This is a genomic window from Litorimonas sp. (assembly GCA_029936425.1).
Classification (GTDB): domain Bacteria; phylum Pseudomonadota; class Alphaproteobacteria; order Caulobacterales; family Maricaulaceae; genus Litorimonas.
In genome coordinates, this window is the sequence record JAPYSU010000156.1 from 1 (window position 1) to 1,141 (window position 1,141).

Genomic DNA, 1,141 nt, shown 5'->3' on the forward strand with positions numbered 1-1,141 from the left:
CTTCTATTATTTTGACGGTTTCAATCACAAGTTCTTTTGAGGATGAAAAGCCAGTACTCTGTATCAACAGCAGGATTCCCGAGGCCAAGAGCCAACTCCTAGGAAATCCTTTCTTTCAGGCTCTGATTCTGCCTGCAGCTTTTCGTGAAGTATTGCTCTTCGTTTACATAAATGAGGAGCTACATGAAGAAGAGGGTTGGCAGGCCGATTGGCTGCGATTTGCGAACAAAATCGCTCCCGAGGAGCAACCTGATGATGAAGATCCTCACATTATTGTTGGCTGGATCAATGAGGTAGTGGCTGAATTTAGCAACCGACATCATCTTTGCGACCACCTGATCTCGCGAATGGAGGAGCAGTCCCATGGTTGAAGTGCGACGCCTGAACGAAAGGGGTATTGAGGCCTTTGAAAACTATATCAGCGGGTTGTCAAATGATGGCGGTTTACCTCTTCCTGTGGGGATTCTTGCTGACGACCGAACTTCAGAGCCTTTGGGTATCGAACTGACGATAGATGAGGGGGCGGAGTTCGCAACTCGGTATGACATGGGAGTCTATCTTGTAGATCTGTTGGAACATGTGCGTTCTCAGCAACTACTGGGAGATTGTGGTTTCTGGACATGGTTGGCTCTTTGTTGGTTTGATCAACTCTGCCCATTAGATTCGAAGGGTAAAAGAAAGCCAAGAAAGCCCTATAATTACGCGCTTAGTTCAAACTGGAATCACAGGCCTAGACATGCTCTATACACGACTTGGATGCTCGTAGCCAATCATGGAGAGAATGCGCTTTTCATGCTCAGCAAGAAACCGAGTGATCGTGGAGAGTTAATAGAGCAGCTTGCTGCCAGGCAATACTTTATGTCCTGTCGCGGAGTTATTGAGGCTGCCCACCAAATTTATTTTGACCCTGATAGGAGAACATTCAAGCGCGGTTCTACATCACAGACGCGAGGAGGGAATATACGGAGGTTCATTTCTTATCTGCAGCAGTTGGACCTGACTTACGATTTGGGAACCGTTACTGCTGACTCTTTAATGTCAATTTTACCTCCTGAATATAACGGTTTTGTAGGTTAGGGATTCCATCGGGGGAAAGTATTAATAATGATAAGCTTATCCCGTGAATCGGGCATGACATATC

The 1,141-nt window shown here is 46.2% G+C and carries 2 protein-coding genes; both read left to right on the forward strand.

Translation table 11 applies throughout. The features are described from left to right. Window positions 1-371: hypothetical protein (locus ACN0IC_RS15675; RefSeq protein WP_416879679.1), on the forward strand; the 371-nt coding region annotated here is incomplete at its 5' end. Beyond that, window positions 364-1,077 (forward strand): hypothetical protein, encoded by a 714-nt coding sequence (locus ACN0IC_RS15680; RefSeq protein WP_416879680.1) that lies wholly within the window; start codon window positions 364-366, stop codon window positions 1,075-1,077. The genes ACN0IC_RS15675 and ACN0IC_RS15680, both read left to right, overlap by 8 nt. Window positions 1,078-1,141: the final 64 nt, after the last annotated feature.